Origin of the sequence: Mycetocola miduiensis (genome assembly GCF_900115155.1) — a bacterium.
In the GTDB taxonomy this organism is placed as follows: Bacteria; Actinomycetota; Actinomycetes; order Actinomycetales; family Microbacteriaceae; genus Mycetocola_A; species Mycetocola_A miduiensis.
Window position 1 is genome coordinate 108,659 of sequence record NZ_FOVM01000001.1, and the last position, 20,206, is coordinate 128,864.

Genomic DNA, 20,206 nt, shown 5'->3' on the forward strand with positions numbered 1-20,206 from the left:
CTGTTCGGCGCGGTGCCCGCCCGGTCGCTAATGGTCGGACTTCTTTGAAAACTCCAGCCATTACCGACGGAGCAACGGGATGCGAGCCGCGAATCCTCACGCGGATGCGACGACCGGCGTCAGCAGCCTGTCGATTGTCGCCGCGTGGAAGATCTGGTCCGCGGTGATGAGGGCGAGTCCGGCGACCCCGGCCAACTCGCCGAGCACGGACCGCGTGATCGTGAGGTTCCTCGTCGCCAGGGGAAGCGCCCGCTGGTACACCCGTTCCCGCACGCCGGCGAGAAGCACCTCGTCGCACTCCGCAAGCAACCCGGAAACAACGATCGTGCCGGGGTTCAGGATGCTCACCAGCTCGGCGACCGCCTCACCGAGAACCCGCCCGGCCTGACGAACCACACGCACCGCTGAGATGTCACCGCGTTTCACCAGGTCGACGACGTCGGCCACGCTCGACACGGCCAGCCCCTCGGCTTCGAGGTCCCGGACGAGAGCCCACCCTCCTGCGTAGGCCTCGACGCATCCGATGTTGCCGCACCGGCACTGCAGAGCGGGAACATCTGTGGCGATCGCGGCACGGGTGTGCCCGATGTCTCCGGCGGCGCCCTCGCTCCCGCGGATGATTTGCCCGTGAAAGACCAGTCCCGACCCGATCCCTGTGCCGAGTTTGAGGCTGATGAGATTGTCACTGTGGTGCTGCCGCGACTCGACCACCGCTCGGGCGTTGGCGTCGTTCTCGACGACGACCGTCACGCCATACCGCGACGTGAACCAGCCGGCGATGTCGAAACCATCCCAACCGGTCATGATCGGCGGATTCACCACGCGGCCGGCAGCAAACTCCACCGGCCCAGGAACACCGATGCCGATGCCCCAGACATCCTCATCCCCGCGCAGCTCTTCGAACGCGGCGTGCACTTCGCCCAAGACCAGATCCGGGCCTTCCCACACGTTTATGGAACGCTTCGTGTGGCGAAGCGCGGTTCCGCTCAAGTCGCACACAGCCACGGTGAAGCCGGATGCCCCGATGTCGGCGGTGAGGAAGACGGCGCGTTCCGCATTGAGCGCGAACCGGCTGGACGGGCGCCCACCGGTGGACTCGCCACCGGTCAGCGGCGTGATGAGCCCCCCGGCAAGGAGGGACGTCAGACGCTGGTTCACCGTTGACCGCGATAACCCCGAGATGTCCATGACCTCGGTGCGGCTGAGCTCGCCGTGCGTGCGGAAGAGGTCGAGCACGTCGCTGATGTGCGATCCGGTTTCGATAAGTGACACAGGGGCTCCGTTGCGCTGCAGGGGTACGAGATACGTTGAATATACCAAGAACTAAAACATTCCTGACTTTTGTGTTGCGTAAACACGAAAGGTCGCGTAGTTTTTGGGTAACGGCACACAGTGGTGCCCCTGATCCCTCAAGGACGAAGATGTTCAGTTCACCAGCACCGTGGGCAAAGAGCCTGCGTGTCGTCATTCCCGTCGGGGTTCTCGCCCTTGCCCTCACCGCTTGTTCGGGTGGCGACAGCGGCTCCGGCTCCGGCTCAGACGCCGCCTCCGGCGACAAGATCGCCGCGGTCATCAAAGGCCTCGACAACCCGTTCTTCCAAGCCATGGAAGATGGCATCAAGGATGCCGACCCCGACGCGACGGTCCAGGCCGCCGCAGACATCGGCGACACCACCGGCCAGGCCGACAAACTCACCACGCTCGCCGGGCAGGACTTCGGCTGCTACATCGTCAACCCGATCAGCGGCACCAACCTCATCCAGGCCCTGACCCAGGTGTCGTCAGCAGGCAAGACGATCGTCAACATCGACAGCCCGATCGACGCGGATGCCGCGAAGACGGCGAACATCGATATCGCCACGTACATCGGCACCGACAACAAGGCAGCAGGCGGCAAAGCCGGTGACTTCGTCGCCGAGCAAGTCGAGCAGGACTCCGAGGTGGCGATCATCGGCGGGATCGCCGGCGACGTGACCAGCGGCGCCCGCGTCGACGGATTCAAAGCGGCCGTTGACGGCAAGCTGACTGTGATCCAGGAGAGCGCCGCAGATTGGAAGCGGGAGGTGGCGCTGACCGCGGCCACCGACATCATCGCCGCCAACCCCAACGTCAAGGCGTTCTTCGCCGCGAACGACGACATGGGTCTCGGCATCGTGAAGGCCATCGAGAACGCCGGCCGCACCGGTGAGATCGTCGTGGTCAGCGTCGACGGCAACGAGGATGCTCTTGAATCGGTCAAAGCAGGCGGGCTCACCGCGACCGTCGCCCAGTACCCGTACGCAATCGGACAGCTCGGCGTGCAGGCGTGCGAGGCAGCGGCTGCCGGTGACGACCTGCCCGAAACGGTCGAATCGCCGACCGCGCTGGTGACCACTGACGTGGCCGACGACGCTATCGAGGCTTTTCCGCAGCCGTTCGAAGAGTTCGAGAACCCGCTCGAGAAATAATCCGCGCGCCATCCGTGGCGGTGTGCCTGTTTCCCGACCGGCACACCGCCCCGCCCCTTCCGCCAGCGTATCCACGACGCGAACTTCGAAGAAGAACTGTGAGCATCATGACTAAAATCGAGGCAGAGCGGCCCACGACGACAACTTCGTCGATACTGGGCCAGGCCCGCCAGATCAGCTTCTGGGCCGAGAACGCCGCACCGATCGGGCTCATCGCCCTGGTGATCGTGTTCTCGATCCTCAGCCCAAGCTTCCTCACCCTTGGCAACATCCGCGCCATGCTCGTCGCCGCGGCCATCCTCATCGTCCTGGCTGTCGCCCAGGCCTTCGTCATCACGACAGGCGGCATCGACCTCTCGATCTCAGCGACCATGACCCTGGGCGCTGTGGGCTTCGGCCTCGCCTGGCAAGCCGGGTACGGTTTCATTCTCTCAGCGATCATCGCCATCCTCACGGCGGGCGTGATCGGCCTGGCGAACGGCCTGCTCATCGCCAAAGGCAAGGTGACCGATTTCATCGCCACCCTGGGGACTCTCTCGGTTGCGACCGGCCTCGCGCTGATCATCTCGAACGGAAAGCCGATCCCCGTCAGTTCCTCCGAGCTGCTCGTCCTCACCTCTGGCTCCATCGGGATCTTCGGCTATCCGATCATCCTCGCGGCCATCATCGGTGTCGTCGCCTGGTTCGTCATGTTCCGCACGCGCTTCGGCCTCCATGTGCAGGCAGTCGGCGGCAGTGAGGAAAGCGCCGTCGCCAACGGCATCAGCGCCACCCGGGTCCGGATGGCCGTCTACCTCATCGCCGCAGTACTCGCCGGTGTCGCCGCGCTCCTCCTCGTCGCCCGTGTCGGTGCCGCCGAACCGGCCATCAACACCCAGTTCCTCCTCAACTCCATCGCTGCCGTCGTGCTCGGTGGCGTGAGCCTCACCGGCGGCAAGGCCAAGATCGTCGGTCCGATCATCGGTGCGCTCCTGCTCACCGCCCTCACCAACGGACTCACCCTGCTCGGTGTGTCGCAGTTCTACCAGCCGCTCGCCGTCGGACTCGTTGTCGTCCTGGCCGCCCTACTGACGAGGTTCCAGAAGAAATGACCACTCCAGATTTCGTTCTCACCGCAGACAACATCACCAAGTCGTTCGGCGGGGTCCACGCTCTCAAAGGCGCATCGATCGGGATGCGACGCGGCGAGATCACCGCCCTCATCGGCGACAACGGTGCAGGCAAGTCGACCCTCGTCCGCTGCCTGTCCGGCATCCACCGCCCCGACAGCGGAACCATCACACTCGATGGCGAGGATGTCACCTTCGAGACGCCGAACCTCGCCCGCCAGCACGGCATCGAAACCGTGCACCAGAACCTCGCCCTGGTTGAGGAGCTTGCCGTCTGGCAGAACTTCTTCCTTGGCCGGGAACTCACCAAGGGTGCCGGGCCGTTCAAGACCCTCGACCGCAAGCAGATGAAGTCGACGTCGCACGAGCTGCTCAACAACCTCGCGGTCAACGCTCCTTCCGTCACCAGCAAAGTGCGCCGACTGTCTGGCGGCCAGCGCCAGGCGGTCGCCATCGCCCGGGCCGCCGGCTGGGGCAGCAAGATCGTGATCATGGACGAACCGACCGCTGCACTCGGCGTGCAGGAGACCGCGCGCGTTGAAAACGTGATCAACACGCTGCGGGACTCCGGCGTCGCCGTCCTGCTGATCAGCCACAACTTCGATCAGGTCATGCGGCTCTCCAACCACATCTGGGTGATGCGCGCCGGACTCGCCGTAGCCGAACGGCGTTCGTCGGAGACGAGCGGAGATGAACTCGTCGCCCTCATCACCGGCGCCAAGGCCGCGTGAGCGTCGTGGGCACCCCCGATGCACAGTTCTTAGCCGTGAACCCGATAGGCATCCACGCCGGCGTCTGGGTCGGCGACTGGACTCCCGCCTCGGCCGAATACGCGATCAGTGAAAGCGCACGGGCCGGTTTCGACCTGATCGAGATCCCGGTTCGCGACCCGCGCACCACCGACCTGGCCCTGACCCGGCGCCTGCTCGCCGACAATGGCCTCGACGCGGTCGTATCGTTGGCCCTCGGCGAGAACCTCGACATCAACACCGAGGATGCCGAGGCCTCCGATCGCGGCGAACGGATGCTCGAGGACGCGGTCACTTTCGCCCGCGGCATCGGCGCGCCGTACATCGGCGGGGTGCTCTACTCCAAAATGGCCAAGTACACCCACGCGGCAAGCGCGGCGAGCCGTGACAACTCACTCGCCGTGCTGCGCCGGGTGGCGGCGAAAGCCGGCGACGCGGGCATCCGCCTGGGGATGGAGTACGTGAACCGGTACGAGAGCAACCTGCTCAACACCGCCGGGCAGACCGTGGAGTTCATCCACGATCTGGGGGCCGACAACGTTCTCCTGCACCTCGACACGTTCCACGCCAACCTGGAGGAACCCGACCAGGCGACCGCCGTGCGTGATGCGGGCGAGCTGCTCGGCTACGTCCACGCCGCCGAGAACCACCGTGGCTATCTCGGGTCGGGCAGCGTCGACTGGCCGGGGTTGTTCCGCCAGCTCGTGCTCAGCGGGTACACCGGCCCGATCACGTTCGAGTCTTTCTCGAGCGACGTTGTCGGCCAGGACACCGCCGACGACATCGGGCTGTGGCGAAACCTCTGGGACGACCCCGCCGACCTGGCCCGCAGTGCGAACCTCTTTCTCCGCAGCAACCTCGAGACCGCTCGCCGAGCCTGTGTCGAGTTTTCTCCCCGCCCACTCTCCACAACCGGTTAAGGAACTCCCATGACGATCAACAAACTCGGCGTTCACGCTCTCGTCTTCTCCGGTGGAACGACACCGGACGAGGTGGCGTACACCGTCGGTGAAGCGAAGAAGGCCGGCTACGACATCCTTGAGATGTCGTTGCACGATGCCGTCAACCTCGATGTCGCCGCGGCGAAGTCGGCTCTCGATGACGCCGGGCTCGACATCGTCTGTTCTCGCGGGCTCGCCTTCGACGCGGATGTGTCGAGCAGCAACCCAGCGATCGTCGCCAGGGGCGCGAAGCTGCTGCAGAATTCGCTGCAGATCACCGCGGACCTCGGTGGAACCCACTTCACCGGGGCGCTCTACAGCGCGCTCGGCAAGTACGGTCAGGCGCTGAGTTCTGCCGGACGTGCCAACGTCGTTGCCGTGCTGCAGGACCTGGCCAAGGACGCGAAGGAGAAGGGCATGACCCTCGGCCTCGAGGTCTGCAACCGGTACGAAACCAACGTCATCAACACCGCGAGCCAGGCTCTTACGCTCGCTGATGACATCGGCGAAGACAATGTGCTGATCCACCTCGACACCTACCACATGAACATCGAGGAGGACGACTTCGTACGGCCGATCCTGCTCGCCGGCGACCGCCTCGGCTACGTCCACGTCGGCGAGAACCACCGCGGTTACCTCGGCAGCGGGCACCTCGACTTCATGTCGTTCTTCCACGCCCTCCAGCAGATCGGGTACGCGGGCGCCATCACCTTCGAATCGTTCTCCTCCGCCGTGGTATCGCCGACCCTGTCGAACGACCTGGCGATCTGGCGCAACCTGTGGAACGACGGCCCGGCCCTCGCCAAGCATGCCCACACCTACATGAGCACCATGCTCGCGGCGAACCGTGGCGACTTCTAAGCCCGAGTCGAGTACGGGCGACTGGGATGCCCTCGCGCGCCGGGCGATCGACCTGATCGGGTCGGAACGCCGGGTTCTCCTCGGCATCACCGGGAGCCCGGGTGCCGGCAAGACGACGCTTGCCCGCCAACTCGTCGACAGGATCAACGCGATCACAGAAGCTGGTGAGACCGCCCCTGTTGCCGTCTACCTGCCGATGGACGGTTATCACCTCGCGAACGCCACCCTCGACCGGCTCGGCATTCACGACCGCAAGGGAGCGATCGACACCTTCGACGGGTGGGGATTCGTGTCCCTGCTCCGCCGGGTACTCGTCGAGACCGACCACGAAGTGTATGCCCCGAGTTTCGATCGCCGCGTGGACGAGGGCATCGCGGCGGAGATCGCTGTCGCGGCATCCGCTCGGATTGTCGTCGTCGAGGGCAACTACCTGCTCATCGACCGGGAGCCGTGGTCGCAGATCGCGCCACTGATGGCCGAGTCCTGGTTCTGCGAGACCTCGGAGTCGGAGCGACTGCGACGGCTCGTCGACCGGCACGAGCGGCACGGCCGTTCCGCGGAGGCCGCCGAAGCGTGGGCCCGCACAGTCGACGGCACCAATGCGCTCATGATCGAGCCGTCGAGGGAGCGGGCAACGCTCATCATCTCAGGAGTCGATACCACCATCCTCTCGGCTTGAAGTCGCACAGAACTGAAGGGCCGGACGTGCCCCATACGGGGTGTTGCCCACCGGATGGGCCGGTGGGAACATCGGCTCCATCGTCTGAGCATTGGAGTCCGACCATGAGAAGCGACAATCCACGCCAGGGACGCCCAGTCGAGCAGTTAGGCAGCGCAGCGGGAACGAAACGCCGGGGAACGCCCGTCGTGCCGGCAGAAGGCACACCGGTGAGGTCGGAAGGAAGACATACCTCGACAAGAGTGCTCCCTGGCAAGCCGATCGGCCCGGGGAAGCCGATGACCATCCAGATCGAAGACGTCTGGCTTGGCGACCTCTTCGAGGGCAAGCGCGACGTACTTATCCTCTCCCGGGTAAAGGATCCCCGCGATCACCCCGAGGGGGTGAAGGCCCTGAACTGGTACCGCTCCGGCATGAAGCCCCGGCGGTTCCTGCCGGTTGACGCTGGGGAGGGTTCGAAGCTCGTCTACTACTCGGCTGCGGTTGACGCGCGGGAGCTGGACGTCTCGATCAAGATCGCGACCGACCACGCCTTCGACCCGGAGGTCGCCAAGAAATGGGTCCAGACGGCGACCGGCGTCGCCGGGCTGCCGGCCTTTCTCGGCGCCGGCCCGCAAGGTCAGGCGATCGTGACTGCCGCGGGTGCCGCGCTAGAGATCGGCGTCGATCTCATCGACAATCTCCTCGACGGTGAGCCGGTCAATCTCGGCTGGCAGATGAACATCGAGGCCACCCGCGAAGGAAACTTCCGGGGCGGATGGGTGCTGCTGACACCCGACTACATCAACGTGGAGGTGTCGGAGTTCCTGTGGTGGAAGGAGTCCGCTGAAGTCGAACTCGAGATCGACGGCGAGGACTATGTCGTCGACGAGAACGGCAAGCTGCTGTGGCGGGACACCCGCAAGCGGGTCGAGGAGGACTGGCCTTACGCGCTCCTGAAGGTGGATGGAACCCGGGACGACGATCTCAAGAAGTGGAAGGCGATGGAGCTGACCGCTGAGCTGACGACACGATTCCTCAGTGCTGATCGCGGGCCGCTTCACACGGATGTGACGGATGCCTTCGCAGCTTTCAACGATGTCCGGCTGACCCAGGAGATCGCAGCGCTCGACAAGAAGCTCGGTGCCAAGGGACTGACGGCGGCGAAGAAGAAGGAGCTCAAGGAAGAGAAGCAGAGCGCTATCGACAATCTTCAGGACGACTCGCTGCGCACCCTGCTGCTCCCGAAGGAGAAGGCGGCGAAGTAGAACCCGCTCGGTGCGCATAACTCAGCCAATCCGTCGCGTCGGTGGCCCTGGGAGGGAACTCCGGGCAGATCCGGCGGAATCCAGGCTGAATTGTGCACCGCCGTAGCTCTCGCAAACTTTGGAGGGTATTTTTCGAGGTGATGTCGATCCGGCACGATCCCATTCGACGCATAAGTAGAGGGACGCATCGGGCGGCCCCGGCACGAAGGAGAACACCATGAAGTTCATGCTGATCATGCGCTCGACGGATGCCGCGAAGAAGGAATACGAGAAGGCCGACTTCGAGAAGATCATCAACGCGATGGGTGCATACAACGAATCACTGATCAAGGCCGGCGTCTTGCTCTCCGGCGATGGGCTCGCCGACGACCTCAGTGACGCGTTCGTCGTCGACTTCAACACCGAGACACCTCTCGTGACCGACGGCCCGTACGGCGAGACCCACGAGTTGTTCAGCGGCTTCTGGATCCTCGAAGTCGGCAGCAAGGAAGAGGCCATCGAGTGGGCAACCCGCTGCCCCCTCGGCCCCGGCAGCAAGCTGGAGGTTCGCCGCGTCACCGACATGAGCGACTTCGCAGAGTTCGCCGACAACGAGTACCTGAAGAAAGAAGAACGCTGGCGCGAAGAGCTCGAGGCCAAGTAGGCGGCATCTGATGACCGCGGCAACCGACATCCGTCGCACGGTCGATGCCGTCTGGCGCATCGAGGGCGCCCGCATCGTCGCGACGCTCGCGAAGATGACCGGTGATGTCGGCCTCGCCGAAGACCTCGCGCAAGAGGCGGTCCTCGATGCGTTGAAGCAGTGGCCTGAGTCAGGCGTTCCGCAGAATGCGGGCGCCTGGCTCACGGCTATCGCCAAGCGCAAAGCCATCGATGGCTGGCGGCGGCGGGAGCGGCTCGACGAGCGCTACCGTGCCATCGCCCACGACCTCGACCAGGCGGGCGAGGACGAGTGGCAGCCGATCGACGACGACGTACTCCGACTCGTCTTCACCGCGTGCCACCCGGTGCTGTCGCGCGAGGCGCAGGTGGCGTTGACCCTGCGGGTGGTCGCCGGTCTCACCACCGAAGAAATCGCCCGACTGCTGCTCGTGCCGGTAGCAACGGTGCAGCAGCGGATCGTTCGGGCGAAGAAGACCCTGTCCACCGCGAAGGTGCCGTTCGAAGCGCCCGAACCAGCCGAGTGGCCCGCCCGGCTCAGCGCTGTGCTCGGTGTCGTGTACCTGCTCTTCACCGAGGGCTACGCTGCGACAAGCGGGGACCGGTGGATCCGCACCGAGCTTGCCTCTGAAGCCCTACGGCTCGGCCGCGTGCTCGCAGGCCTGCTCCCCCGCGAACCCGAGGTGCATGGGCTCGTCGCGTTGATGGAGTTCCAGGCGTCGCGGTTCGCGGCCCGCACCGCGCGAGACGGCAGCCCGATCCTCCTCGCCGATCAGGACCGGTCGCGGTGGGACCGCGCCCAGATCGGGCGCGGTCTGGCGGCGCTCCAGAAGGCGGATGCCGTGGGTCGCGGGCGAGGAAGTTACAGCCTGCAGGCGGCGATCGCCGAGTGCCATGCCACCGCGGCGAGCGTCGACGACACGGACTGGGAGCAGATCGTGCTGCTCTACGAGGCACTCGGCCGGATCGCCCCGAGCCCGGTGATCGACCTCAACCGGGCGGTGGCGGTGTCGATGGCCACCGGCCCGGCGAACGCGCTCCGCATCGTTGACAGCCTCGTCGCCGAGGGGGCACTGCGCGGCTCGTACCTTCTGCCGAGTGTGCGTGGCGAGCTGCTCGCCCAGCTCGGCCGCGTCGACGAGGCCCGCTCCGAGCTGCTCACCGCCGCCCGACGCACCGCCAACGAGAAGGAACGCGCGGTCCTGGAAGCCAAAGCCCGGTCGCTTTAAGCCGGTGAGCCTCGTTGGCAACGGATGCCGGCCTCTACCCGGGCTTACTTTTTGACCCGTCGAGGCTGTCCGCCGATCCAGTCAAGTGGTTGAACGCCTGCATTCAAGTCTTTACCGTGTCCCCATGGCTACCACCGACAACATCCAGACACCATCGACGAGCAAGCGCTGGCTGATCACCGGTTCAATCCTGCTGGCCGTCGGGCTGATCCTCGTTGGGCTGTACACATTCCAGGGCACCAACACTCCTGTCGAAGGAAACGCACCCGCGGATGCCGCGTGGCAGACGGCTACGGTCGTCAGCGCCGCCCTCTTCACCGGTGCCGGCGTCGTACTCATCATCATCGGCATCCTGAAGCGTCGCACTCTGGCACGACAGCGGTCACGCTCCTAGGGGCGTACCACGTTCGATGCCACATAGACCGTGTTCGAGGACGTGCCGCCGGTGAGCGGGTTCGCGAACGACACCACGTGCGCCTCGACGGTGTGAAACACGTCGCCGAGCAGGGCGGCGTACGCGTCGTCGGGCGGATCATCCGACCAGAGCGCGAACGCTCCCCCAGGCTCGAGGTGGGCAGCCGCCTGCCGGATGCCGGATGCCGTGTAGAAGCCCGCCGAGTTCTCGTTCAGCAAATGACGGGGCGAGTGGTCGATGTCGACGAGGATCGCGTCGAACAACGAGTCGGATGCCGGCGGGCGCCGCATCAGCGCGAAGAAATCGTCGTGGACAAGGCGGGTGCGGGCATCCGTCACGATCGGAGTCGAGACCGGCAGCAGCTCACGTTGGTGCCAGTCGATCACGGCATCGAGGGCGTCTACGACGGTCATGCTGGCGACCCGATCGTGGGTGAGTACGGCTTCCGCGGTGTATCCGAGGCCAAGACCGCCGATCACGACGGTGAGGGCGTCGCCGGTCACCGCGGCAAGGCCGAGGTGGGCCAGTTCGATCTCCGCGACCGGGAAGAGGCTCGACATCAGGAATTCGTCGCCGAGCTTCACCTCATAGATGTCAACGTCGAGCGCGGGGTCGCGCCGGCGGCGCAGGCTCACCTCGCCGAGCGGGGTCTCCTGCCAGGCCAGCTCCTCGAAGCGCAGGCTCATCGGGTGCGGGGTGGTCGGGGGAAAGTGCGCATGCCCAATGGTCGCACCTTCCGCATCACCCAGACGCCCTCGGCTTCGCTTCGCTCCAGCCAGCGGAGCTCGCTGGAGGGACGCCCTTGGCTTCGCTTCGCTCCAGCCAGCGGACCTCGCTGGGGGAACCCACTTCCGCTCGCTGGAGGGAGCGACCCTTTTTCCGCTCGCTGGAGGGAGCGAAGCGACCGAAGCGCGTCGGCCCACAGTCCTCGCCTCCCGCATCACCCAGACGCCCTTGGCTTCGCTTCGCTCCAGCCAGCGGAGCTCGTAGCGCTCAATCTTTCGACCGATGTTGCCTCTAGCGTCAGGATTCCGGAGACTGGTCCATTTCGGTGGCCTCGATCTCGCGTGCGCGTGCCGTCAGCTGTTCGAGAACTTCCTCGAAGATCTGCATCTTCGCCGGCTCGATGGAGCCGTGGAGTTCCGCATCCCGCTCATTCGCGGCGCCGAGGAGCCCGGCGTAGATGTCCTTGCCCGACGCCGTGAGCGTAAGCCGGGTCGACCTCCGAGCGCCCGGTTCCCGCTCAATGTAGCCGCGTTCCACAAGCTTCGAGAGGATTCTGCTCATCTGTGCTTTGTCGACGCCGGCGCGGGCGGCCAGTCGGTTGACGGTGAGCTGCGGATCCTGTCCCAGCAGCCCGAGCGCGCTCCACTCGCCGAGGCTCACGTCGAACTCGCGCCGGTACCGCAAACCAGCGCTGCGGGTGAGCGCGCCGGAGAGCGCCGTCAAACGATGGGTGAGAAGCTGCGAGATCGTCTTCTGCGTCTGTTTTCGGTTTCTCAAATCTTTCCCCCTTCACCCCGTCCGAGCAACACTACGCGACAAGGCCGCGCGGGACTTTCTTCCGGCTTCCTGCTGAGAGACTGCCCTCCGTCGGCGGCCATCAGCGTGCCCGGGCCACCGGCGGCGGAGTCCGGCCCCTAGACTGACGCACAACCGCTCGCCGATCAGCATCCGGAGGCCCCATGTCGACTCGTGCCTCCCGAATCGTTGGCCTGTCCCTGCTGGGAATCATGCTCATCGGCGGGGCGCTGGTGATCCTGTGGCCGACGCCGGTCGATCGAGTGCTGAGCGGGTCGCTGCGCAGCTTCCTCGACCGGTTGCGTGCCGCCGGCCTGCCGGATCTTTTCCGCTACGGCGTTGTGGAGTTCGGCGCTAATGTGCTGCTGTTCGTTCCACTCGGTTTCGCGCTTGCCCTGCTCTTGCCGCGAGGCCGCCGATGGATTGCCGCGCTCCTGTGTGTTGCAGGCTCCTTCGCCGCCGAGTTCGCTCAGCTGATGCTGCGCCCGGAGCGCGTGGCCGATCCGACAGACGTGCTCGCCAACTCGATCGGCGGAGTGCTCGGCACCCTTCTAGCCGTCGCGCTGCAGTACCGCCGAGAACGGGTGAAACCGCAGTAGCTACACGACCGTTCAAGCGAACGAAATCGGCACTCGACCTACGGGTCAGGACTGCAGGTACGCCCGCAACGCTTCACTCGCATCGCGCGGCACAAAGCCGGTCGCCTCGATCTTCGCCAGGTCGAGCGCACTGTTGTTCGGCCGCGGAGCGAGGCTCTTGCCAGCGGCGTACTCGGCACCGGTCACGCCAGTGACGGCATCCTTGCCCACTCCGACGATGTCGAAGATCTCACGGGCGATATCCGCCCAGCTCATGACCGGTCCCTCATTGCTGACGTTGTACGTTCCGAATGGCGCCTTCGTCTCCACGAGGTGACGGATGCCTGCGGCCAGGTCATCCGCGAACGTCAAGCGCCCGAACTGGTCGTCGACGACGCTCGGCTTGATGCCGCGCTGGGCGAGGGACTCCATGGTGCGGACGAAGTTCTGCCCTTCGCCCACGACCCAGCTGGTACGGACGACGTAGTGGCGCGGCACCGTGCTCACGAGGGCGTCGGCCGCTGCCTTGGTCTGGCCGTAGACGCCGAGCGGGCTGAACGCCTCGGTCTCGACATGGGTTTCGGCGGTTCCGTCGAACACGTAGTCGCTCGACACGTGAACAAGGGTGAGCCGGTTCTCTGTCGCGATCCGGGCGAGCCGTGCCGTGGCCTCGACGTTGACTGCCCAGGCTGCACGCCGGCCTTCCGGCGTCTCAGCGGTGTCAACGGCGGTGTACGCGGCAGCGTTGATGATGGTGTCGTACTCGTTCCACTGCACCGCGTCGAAGTCGGACGGCTTCGTGAGGTCCAGGGTGGAGCGCGTGACGACATCCGCCTCGGGGAGAGCGGATCGCAGTGCAGTGCCGAGCTGTCCCCCACCGATGACGAGGGTCTTCAGACGAGGGATCGGCACCACGTCGGCGAGGCGGGGGTGGGCCCGGTCCTTGGCCGAGGTTTCGGCTTCGTCCAGCGCGATCGGCCAGTCGATGGCGGCGGTTTCGTCGGCGAGGTTGATGAACGCGTACGAGGCATCCGGCGACCAGTGGTCGTTGACAAGGTAGGTGTATGCGGTGTCGGCCTCGAGGGTCTGGTAGCCGTTGGCGACTCCCCGCGGCACGAACACCGCCCGTGAGGCATCCACCTCGACGGTGAAGGTCGTGCCGTAGCTCGGGCCCTCACGCAGATCGACCCAGGCGCCGAAGATGCGGCCGGTGGCCACAGAAACGTACTTGTCCCACGGTTCAGCGTGCAGGCCGCGGGTGGTGCCGACGGCGTCGTTGAACGAGATGTTGTTCTGGACCGGCCCGAAGTCGGGCAGCCCCAGTTCGAGCATCTTCGACCGCTGCCAGTTCTCCTTGAACCATCCTCGGTTGTCGCCGTGGACGGGCAGGTCAACCACGAGCAGTCCGGGGATGCTCGACTCGGTCACGTTCAAGGATTTGCCGGTTTCAATCACGGAGGAAGCGTCTCTCTTCTGGTTGCTGAGCTGGCTACTGGTTGCTGAGCTGGTACTTGGCTTCGGTGGCCTGTTTCTGCGGCATCCACCAGTCGCGGTTCTCGGCGTACCAGGCGATCGTCGCTTCGAGACCCTGCTCGAAGTCGGAGAAGGCCGGGAGCCAGCCGAGTTCGGTGCGGAGCTTTGATGAGTCGATCGCGTACCGCCGGTCGTGCCCTGGGCGGTCGACGACGTGCTCATAGGCATCGCGCGGCTTGCCGAGCTGCTCGAGGATCAGCTCGACGACCTCCTTGTTGTTGCGTTCGCCGTCAGCGCCGATGAGGTAGGTCTCGCCGATCGTGCCGCGTTCGAGGATGGCAAGCACGGCCGACGAGTGGTCTTCGGCGTGGATCCAGTCGCGAACGTTGAGGCCGTCGCCGTACAGTTTCGGCGTCATGTCCAACAACACGTTCGTGATCTGACGCGGGATGAACTTCTCGACGTGCTGGTACGGGCCGTAGTTGTTGGAGCAGTTGCTGATCGTCGCCTGCAGCCCGAAGCTGCGCACCCAGGCGCGCACCAGCAGGTCGGATGCCGCCTTGGTCGACGAGTAGGGGCTCGACGGGTTGTAGGCGGTCTCTTCGGTGAACCGCGCCGGGTCGTCGAGTTCGAGGTCGCCGTAGACCTCGTCGGTGGAGATGTGGTGGAACCGGGTGCCGGTGCGCCGTGCGGCCTCGATCAGCGTGTAGGTGCCGATGACGTTGGTGGTGAGGAACGGTGCGGGGTCGTTGAGCGAGTTGTCGTTGTGCGACTCGGCGGCGTAGTGCACGACCGCGTCGGTGGCCTCGACGAGCGGGTTGACGACCGCCGCGTCGGCGATGTCGCCCTCCACGAAGGTGAAACGGTCTTCGGGGAGCCCCTCGAGTGACGCCCGGTTGCCGGCGTAGGTGAGCTTGTCGAGGACCGTCACCGAGTAGTCGGTGTTGTTCAGCACGTAGTGCACGAAGTTCGATCCGATGAATCCGGCGCCGCCGGTTACGAGGATGTTTTTCATTTGTCCCATGCCCTTATGTTCTGCCCGCAGGAAGGAGCCTTCTCAGGCTGTTTCGCGTGTGTCGTCTGGAATGGTTCCGCTAGTGAAAACCGTGCGGCGAGAGTCATCGAGCCACGCTGGAAGCCTACCTCAGGCCTGCAAAGGGCAGAAAATGCCCACCCTCCCCGTTCAGCTCGTTCCGTACCCATCGGGGTTCCCTGACTGCCACCGCCACGCGTCGGCGCAGGCATCCTCGAGCGTCAGCTGAGCCTCCCAACCCAGCACATCCTTGGACTTCGACACATCCGCGAACGAGCTCGCGACGTCGCCGGCGCGCGGCGCGACGATCTCGTACGGCACGGGATGTTCGATCACGGCGGAGAAGGCGTCAATCACCTCGAGCACGCTCGCGCCGCGACCCGTGCCCAGATTGAAGGCTTCAACCCCCGGGCGGAGTCCGGCGAGCGCTGCCACATGGCCTGCCGCCAGGTCGACGACGTGCACGTAGTCGCGTACTCCTGTGCCATCGGGGGTGTCGTACTGGTCCCCGAACACCGACACGCGATCGCGTATGCCTTGGGCGACCTGGCTCACGTATGGCATCAGATTGTTCGGGATGCCCTTGGGGTCCTCACCGATGAGGCCACTCGAGTGCGCGCCGACCGGGTTGAAGTACCGCAGGATCGCGACTCGCAGGCCAGCATCAGCGGCGGCGAGATCCCTCAGGATGTGTTCGATCATGGCCTTCGTGCGGCCGTATGGATTGGCCAGGTCAAGGCCGACCCGGCCGTTCTCAGCGACGGGGTTGGATCCATCCGGTTCATAGACTGTTGCTGAGGAGCTGAAAACCAGGTCCTTGACATCCCACCGCGCCATGGCGTCGAGCAGCACGAGGGTCGAGTCGATGTTGTTGCGGTAGTACTCGAGCGGCTGTGACACCGACTCTGCCACCGACTTGAGCCCGGCGAAGTGAACGACGGCGTCGACCGTCTCCTGGGCGAACACCTTCTCCACCTGCGCGGGATCGGTGAGATCGCCGATGTGCAGGGTGACGCTCCGCCCGGTGATCTGCTCCACTCGCCGGATCGACTCGACGTTGCTGTTCACCAGGCTGTCGAGAACGGTGACCTCATGTCCGCTCTGCAACAGTTCAACTGCAGTGTGTGAGCCGATGTAGCCGGCACCACCGGTGAGTAGAACCCGCATTCAAACCCCTTATTGTGCTGCGCTGAACGAGTGGGAGTCCACTCCGGTGATCGAGTCGCTCGGGAAGGGAGCGCATCGAGATCCCCCTGCTCTATCCCCCAGGTGGCGGAGGCACCTGATACTCAGACATCGTGTCGTCGCGGAAGTGCTGCTGAATGAGAGCCATCTGCTCCGGGTCCACATAGACGACCGACTGGTCCCCCTCCATTCCAGTACCCAAGGTGGGCATGGTGAAGAACGTCATGTCATCCATGCGGATGTTCCTCAGCTCGACCCCGAGTCCGGCTGCGTACGCGGATGTGAATTCGGCATCCACGGTGAGGTACGGAGCCACCGATGACACCAGGTTATTGATGGTCACCGGGTTGGTGAGAGTTTCGGCGCTGAGTATTTTTCTCAGCACTCCCTTTATATAGATTTGCTGATTGCGAGCCCGCTGGTAGTCGCCATCACTGAAGGCATAGCGTTCGCGCACGAAGGCGAGCGCCTCCTCGCCGTTTAGGGTGTTCAACCCGAGTTCGAAATGCTTTCCCTTGATGCTCGAAGAATCGAAGGCGATCGGGTTGTCGATCTCAACACCACCGAGTGCATTCGTGATGCCTTTGAAACCTTCGAAATCGACGAGCGCCACCCGATCGATGCGGGATCCGATCATTCCCTCGATGGTCTGCACGGCGAGCGGGACCCCGCCGAAGGCCAGCGCGGCATTCATCTTCGCCTTGCCGTGGCCGGGGATGTCTACCCAGCTGTCGCGCATGATCGACATGATGTGCACGCTGTCGCGAGCGGCCGATATGTGGACAACCATCATGGTGTCGGAACGAGTGCCCTTGACGTCGTTGATATCATCCGAGACTTCACCGCGGGTGTCGGTTCCCATCAGCAAGATGTTCTGCGATGCGTTCACCGCCGTCGCCGGCCGCGTCGTCTCTTCCGGGAACACCTCTTCCACTTCGATCTTCTTGGCGCTGTCGAACGTGCTCGACAAGTTCATCAGGTAGATCCCACCGACAGCGATCGCGACGACCAAAAGCGCGCTGACGACTATGAAGAAGTTGCGGACGCCGTGTTTCTTGCGCGGGGGCGGCGGCTCTTTGAACTCGAAGGGGAACGTCACATGCTCATCAAAGCAGATAAACCCGCGGCAACGGTGCAGAGCTCTCCACCGCGCTTATGGTGTCAGCGCCATCCCGATCCGCCCAAAGAGGCATCGGAAGGAACATGAGTGTCTCTGCCCAAGATGCGGATCAACCTAGTCGCTCAGAAACTAACCGACTTTCCTGTGGCTGCCGACTGGATGATTCCCTCCACAACAGCGAGAGTACGCACCCCCTCTTCCATGGTGACCACATCAGTGCGAAGGCCGAGGACCGCGTCACGGAATGCTTCGTGTTCGACTCGAAGCGGTTCGCGTTTCGAAAGCGCGAACCGGGTGGCGTCCCCTTCCGATACACCTCTGAAAGCCGACATGTAGTCCCATTCGGTCGGAATGGTGCCGTTGGCGTGGAAGGTCAGATCACTTGAGTTCGTGTCGGCGATGTACGCGCCACGTTCGCCGGTGACGATGGTGATTCGTTCTTTCATTGGAGAAAGCCAGTTCACAACGTGGTTTACCATCACACCGTTTTGCAAGCGTCCGGTTGCGATGATCATGTCTTCATACTGGCGGCCACTCTTCACCATTGTTTGCGCGAAGATCGTCTCGTGCGGAGACTGCGCTACCCACGCCGTCAGATCCACGTCATGGGAACCAAGGTCTTTCGCTACACCGACGTCCGCGATCCGGGACGGAAACGGCCCTTGGCGGCGAGTGGTGATTTGATATACCTCGCCGAGATCGCCGGCCTCGATCCTGCGCCGGAGGTCCTGCAACGCCGGGTTGAACCGTTCGATGTGACCAACCGCACCGACCAACCCATTCGCTTTGAATGCGTCGACCATTCGCTGCCCCGCTTCCACGGAATGCGCAATAGGTTTCTCAACCAGGGTGTGCACGCCGGCGCTGGCGAGTTTCAGCGCGGCGGCCTCATGAAAGGCCGTCGGCACAGCAACGACGGCGATGTCGATGCCGACGGCGATCAGGGCGTCGATGTCTGGTAGGACGTCGAGGGCACCGGCGACACCGTGTGGGTCTCCCCCGGGGTCGGCGATCGCGACCAAGTCGACCCCTGGAAGTTCTCTCAGTACGCGGGCGTGATGGCGGCCCATCTGGCCGACCCCAAGCAAGCCGGCACGCAACTCAGCCATTACGCGCCAGCCTTTGCGACCGTGTTGACCGCGTTCACGATGCGCTCGAGATCTTCTTGCGACAGAGAAGGGTGAACCGGGAGAGAAAGGACCTCACCTGCGGCCTTCTCAGTTTCCGGAAGATCCAGTCCGTCGGCGAAATGAGCCAGCGACGGGAGCCGGTGATTCGGCACCGGGTAATACACACCGGAGCCCACCTGATGCTCTTCCTTCAACGCGGTGACAAACGCATCGCGACCTTCCGGAACACGGATTGTGTACTGATGATAGACATGCACCGCTCGAGCAGCAACTGCAGGCACGATCACGCCCTCAAGATTTTTATCCAGGAACGCCGCGTTTCGCTGCCTGGTCGCAGTCCACGCGTCGACCTTGGTCAGTTGCACCCTCCCAATCGCGGCATGAATGTCAGTCATCCGATTGTTCAGTCCGATGACCTCATTCCGATACTGGGCCTCCATGCCCTGATTGCGGAAGAGCTTGACCCGGCGGACGAACTCGTCACTGTCACAGGTCACCATCCCGCCCTCGCCACTCGTCATATTCTTCGTCGGGTACAGGCTGAACATTCCGAATCGACCGAACGTCCCGACTCGTTCGCCATCGAGTTCCGCGCCGTGTGCCTGCGCGGCGTCTTCGTACAGGTCCAGCTCATACTTTTCTGCCAAAGCCATCAGCTCGACCATCCTCGCCGGGTGACCGTAGAGGTGCACCGGCATCACGGCTTTCGTCCGGCTCGTGATTGCCGCTTCGACCGCGGTGGGATCAATCGTGAACTGCTCCGGCTCGATGTCCACGAACACCGGGGTCGCGCCGGTGAGAGCCACCGAGTTCGCCGTTGCAGCGAACGTGAAGGACGGAACGATCACCTCATCGCCCGGGCCGACCCCAGCAGCCAAAAGACCAAGGTGCAGACCGGAGGTGCCCGAGTTCACCGCAACGCTGGCTCGTCCCTGAACCATGACGTCGGCGAACTCGCCTTCGAATGCCGCCACCTCAGGACCCTGTGCGACCATCCCGGAACGCAGAACACGGTCGACGGCCTCGCGTTCCTCGTCGCCGATGATCGGTTTCGCTGGTGGGATGAAGGACTTAGTCATGCGCAGGGACCTCTCCGAGTGTGCCGTCGATTTCTTTGTAAAGCGTTGCTGTCGCTGGGCATTGCCAACCGAATTCGGTTTCAGCTAATCGCAGTCCTGCTTTTCCAACCCACCCGATGCGTTTCGCGGGTACACCGACCATGAGCGCGAAAGCCGGAACGTCGCGAGTGACGACGGCACCAGCGGCGATGGTCGCCCAGGCCCCAATGGTGACTGGGGCTACACAGACGGCACGGGCGCCTACTGCGGCGCCTTCGTGGATGATGACACCGACGGGCTCCCAGTCATGGCCGCTCTTCTGTGAACCGTCGGGGTTAACCGCGCGGGGGAAAGTGTCATTGGTGAGCACAACAGCGGGTCCAATGAATACCCCGTTGCCGAGCTTCGCCGGTTCGTAGACCAGCGCGTAGTTTTGTACCTTGCAGTTGTCGCCCATCTCGACGCCTGTGCCGATATACGCGCCGCGGCCGATGATGCAGTTCCGCCCGAGCTTCGCCTCTTCGCGAACTTGTGCCAGGTGCCACACGGAGCTTCCATCGCCGATGACTGCGCTCTCAGCGACATCCGCCGAGGGCAGGATTCGAGTGTTCGGATGAAGAGTCAAGTGGGCTCCTCGCACACGTTCGATTCTGGGCTGACGCGCCCCCAGACTATCGCGACCATCTCGTGGGTCGGGACACAACCGGCCGTCGTTCACCAGCGTCGAGCGCGCACGTCTCGGGCGACAGGAAGACCCTGTGCGCGGACTAG

Annotated in this window: 21 protein-coding genes; 11 read left to right on the forward strand and 10 right to left on the reverse strand. The window is 64.2% G+C overall.

Features of this window, described 5'->3' with window-relative positions; all coding sequences use genetic code 11:
- Positions 1-96: 96 nt before the first annotated feature.
- On the reverse strand, positions 97-1,272 hold the full coding sequence (locus BM197_RS00505) for an ROK family transcriptional regulator (RefSeq protein WP_090707888.1): 1,176 nt from the start codon (positions 1,270-1,272) through the stop codon (positions 97-99).
- 149 nt (positions 1,273-1,421) lie between these two features.
- On the opposite strand from BM197_RS00505, the gene BM197_RS00510 reads away from it, so the two are divergent.
- The 10 genes from BM197_RS00510 (at position 1,422) to BM197_RS00555 (ending at position 10,316) form a co-directional block, all read left to right on the forward strand.
- Positions 1,422-2,447: a substrate-binding domain-containing protein gene (locus BM197_RS00510; RefSeq protein WP_090707890.1), complete on the forward strand. Its 1,026-nt coding sequence runs from the start codon at positions 1,422-1,424 to the stop codon at positions 2,445-2,447.
- A 107-nt stretch (positions 2,448-2,554) separates the two neighbouring features.
- Positions 2,555-3,538, forward strand: coding sequence for an ABC transporter permease (locus tag BM197_RS00515; protein ID WP_090708880.1), 984 nt, complete (start codon positions 2,555-2,557; stop codon positions 3,536-3,538).
- Positions 3,535-4,287 (forward strand): ATP-binding cassette domain-containing protein, encoded by a 753-nt coding sequence (locus BM197_RS00520; protein WP_090707891.1) that lies wholly within the window; start codon positions 3,535-3,537, stop codon positions 4,285-4,287. The genes BM197_RS00515 and BM197_RS00520 overlap by 4 nt, the downstream gene beginning before the upstream one ends.
- A 35-nt stretch (positions 4,288-4,322) precedes the next feature.
- Positions 4,323-5,225, forward strand: a complete 903-nt coding sequence (locus BM197_RS00525; RefSeq protein WP_090708882.1) for a sugar phosphate isomerase/epimerase family protein — start codon at positions 4,323-4,325, stop codon at positions 5,223-5,225.
- Between the two features lie 9 nt (positions 5,226-5,234).
- Positions 5,235-6,107, forward strand: coding sequence for a sugar phosphate isomerase/epimerase family protein (locus BM197_RS00530; protein WP_218151783.1), 873 nt, complete (start codon positions 5,235-5,237; stop codon positions 6,105-6,107).
- The gene (locus tag BM197_RS00535) at positions 6,094-6,786 is read left to right on the forward strand and encodes a nucleoside/nucleotide kinase family protein (RefSeq protein WP_090707892.1); all 693 of its coding nucleotides are present in this window, start codon (positions 6,094-6,096) and stop codon (positions 6,784-6,786) included. The genes BM197_RS00530 and BM197_RS00535 overlap by 14 nt, the downstream gene beginning before the upstream one ends.
- Before the next feature lie 278 nt (positions 6,787-7,064).
- Entirely contained in the window at positions 7,065-8,033 is a 969-nt protein-coding gene (locus tag BM197_RS00540) for a hypothetical protein (RefSeq protein ID WP_143094948.1), read from the forward strand.
- A gap of 217 nt (positions 8,034-8,250) precedes the next feature.
- The gene (locus BM197_RS00545) at positions 8,251-8,676 is read left to right on the forward strand and encodes a YciI family protein (protein WP_090707896.1); all 426 of its coding nucleotides are present in this window, start codon (positions 8,251-8,253) and stop codon (positions 8,674-8,676) included.
- A 10-nt stretch (positions 8,677-8,686) separates the two neighbouring features.
- Positions 8,687-9,922, forward strand: a complete 1,236-nt coding sequence (locus BM197_RS00550; protein ID WP_090707897.1) for an RNA polymerase sigma factor — start codon at positions 8,687-8,689, stop codon at positions 9,920-9,922.
- A gap of 124 nt (positions 9,923-10,046) precedes the next feature.
- Positions 10,047-10,316 carry a hypothetical protein gene (locus tag BM197_RS00555; RefSeq protein ID WP_090707899.1) on the forward strand — a complete coding sequence of 90 codons (270 nt, stop codon included), beginning with the start codon at positions 10,047-10,049 and terminating at the stop codon, positions 10,314-10,316.
- Here BM197_RS00555 and BM197_RS00560 read toward each other — a convergent pair.
- Both BM197_RS00560 and BM197_RS00565 read right to left on the reverse strand, forming a co-directional pair.
- Positions 10,313-11,023 (reverse strand): spermidine synthase, encoded by a 711-nt coding sequence (locus BM197_RS00560; RefSeq protein ID WP_090707900.1) that lies wholly within the window; start codon positions 11,021-11,023, stop codon positions 10,313-10,315. The genes BM197_RS00555 and BM197_RS00560 overlap by 4 nt on opposite strands.
- A 337-nt stretch (positions 11,024-11,360) precedes the next feature.
- Complete coding sequence (locus BM197_RS00565; RefSeq protein ID WP_090707902.1) at positions 11,361-11,840, reverse strand: MarR family winged helix-turn-helix transcriptional regulator; 480 nt, start codon at positions 11,838-11,840, stop codon at positions 11,361-11,363.
- A 182-nt stretch (positions 11,841-12,022) separates the two neighbouring features.
- Between BM197_RS00565 and BM197_RS00570 the strand changes: the two genes are divergently transcribed.
- Positions 12,023-12,457 (forward strand): VanZ family protein, encoded by a 435-nt coding sequence (locus BM197_RS00570; RefSeq protein WP_090707903.1) that lies wholly within the window; start codon positions 12,023-12,025, stop codon positions 12,455-12,457.
- Positions 12,458-12,502: 45 nt separating this feature from the next.
- On the opposite strand, the gene BM197_RS00575 is transcribed toward BM197_RS00570, so the two are convergent.
- The 7 genes from BM197_RS00575 to BM197_RS00605 all read right to left on the reverse strand — a co-directional run bounded on the left by BM197_RS00575 (position 12,503) and on the right by BM197_RS00605 (position 20,060).
- On the reverse strand, positions 12,503-13,891 hold the full coding sequence (locus tag BM197_RS00575; RefSeq protein WP_090707905.1) for a sugar nucleotide-binding protein: 1,389 nt from the start codon (positions 13,889-13,891) through the stop codon (positions 12,503-12,505).
- Between the two features lie 34 nt (positions 13,892-13,925).
- Positions 13,926-14,924, reverse strand: coding sequence for a dTDP-glucose 4,6-dehydratase (gene rfbB / locus BM197_RS00580; RefSeq protein WP_090708885.1), 999 nt, complete (start codon positions 14,922-14,924; stop codon positions 13,926-13,928).
- 168 nt (positions 14,925-15,092) lie between these two features.
- Positions 15,093-16,109, reverse strand: a complete 1,017-nt coding sequence (galE, locus tag BM197_RS00585) for a UDP-glucose 4-epimerase GalE (protein ID WP_090707907.1) — start codon at positions 16,107-16,109, stop codon at positions 15,093-15,095.
- 91 nt (positions 16,110-16,200) lie between these two features.
- A complete protein-coding gene (locus BM197_RS00590) occupies positions 16,201-17,061 on the reverse strand; it encodes an LCP family protein (RefSeq protein WP_177216664.1) in 861 nt (286 codons plus the stop codon).
- A 308-nt stretch (positions 17,062-17,369) separates the two neighbouring features.
- Positions 17,370-18,356, reverse strand: a complete 987-nt coding sequence (locus BM197_RS00595) for a Gfo/Idh/MocA family protein (RefSeq protein WP_090707910.1) — start codon at positions 18,354-18,356, stop codon at positions 17,370-17,372.
- Positions 18,356-19,456, reverse strand: coding sequence for a DegT/DnrJ/EryC1/StrS family aminotransferase (locus tag BM197_RS00600; protein ID WP_090707912.1), 1,101 nt, complete (start codon positions 19,454-19,456; stop codon positions 18,356-18,358). The genes BM197_RS00595 and BM197_RS00600 overlap by 1 nt, the downstream gene beginning before the upstream one ends.
- On the reverse strand, positions 19,449-20,060 hold the full coding sequence (locus BM197_RS00605; protein WP_090707913.1) for an acyltransferase: 612 nt from the start codon (positions 20,058-20,060) through the stop codon (positions 19,449-19,451). The genes BM197_RS00600 and BM197_RS00605 overlap by 8 nt, the downstream gene beginning before the upstream one ends.
- Positions 20,061-20,206 lie beyond the last annotated feature (146 nt).